This window comes from Staphylococcus sp. HMSC036D05, from assembly GCF_001836225.1.
Classification (GTDB): Bacteria; Bacillota; Bacilli; order Staphylococcales; family Staphylococcaceae; genus Staphylococcus; species Staphylococcus caprae.
In genome coordinates this window covers 1-460 of record NZ_KV827779.1, presented here as the reverse complement: position 1 = coordinate 460, position 460 = coordinate 1, and the positions used below count along the sequence as shown (strand labels likewise).

Below are 460 nucleotides of genomic sequence, written 5' to 3'. Positions count from 1 at the left end.
TGTCGGTTTTCAAGACCGATCCCTTCAGCCAGACTTGGGTATTCCTCCAAAATTATATGGACCTTGCAGGACTCGAACCTGCGACCGAACGGTTATGAGCCGTTAGCTCTAACCAACTGAGCTAAAGGTCCTAAATATAATCCTACAACTAATAAGTAGTGGCGGTGGAGGGGATCGAACCCCCGACCTCACGGGTATGAACCGTACGCTCTAGCCAGCTGAGCTACACCGCCGTTATGTAGTTTATAAATTAAATATGGTGGAGACTAGCGGGATCGAACCGCTGACCTCCTGCGTGCAAAGCAGGCGCTCTCCCAGCTGAGCTAAGCCCCCATATTAATATGTACTATCGGGAAGACAGGATTCGAACCTACGACCCCTTGGTCCCAAACCAAGTGCTCTACCAAGCTGAGCTACTTCCCGTAGAATAAGCGCGCCCGATAGGAGTCGAACCCATAAC

At 50.7% G+C, this 460-nt stretch carries 4 tRNA genes; all 4 read right to left on the bottom strand.

Annotated elements, in window-relative coordinates:
- Positions 1–57: 57 nt before the first annotated feature.
- Positions 58–131 (bottom strand) — tRNA-Ile (locus HMPREF2580_RS03980).
- A gap of 28 nt (positions 132–159) precedes the next feature.
- Positions 160–233, bottom strand: a tRNA-Met gene (locus HMPREF2580_RS03975).
- Between the two features lie 24 nt (positions 234–257).
- A tRNA-Ala gene (locus tag HMPREF2580_RS03970) sits at positions 258–333 on the bottom strand.
- Between the two features lie 16 nt (positions 334–349).
- A tRNA-Pro gene (locus HMPREF2580_RS03965) sits at positions 350–423 on the bottom strand.
- Positions 424–460: the final 37 nt, after the last annotated feature.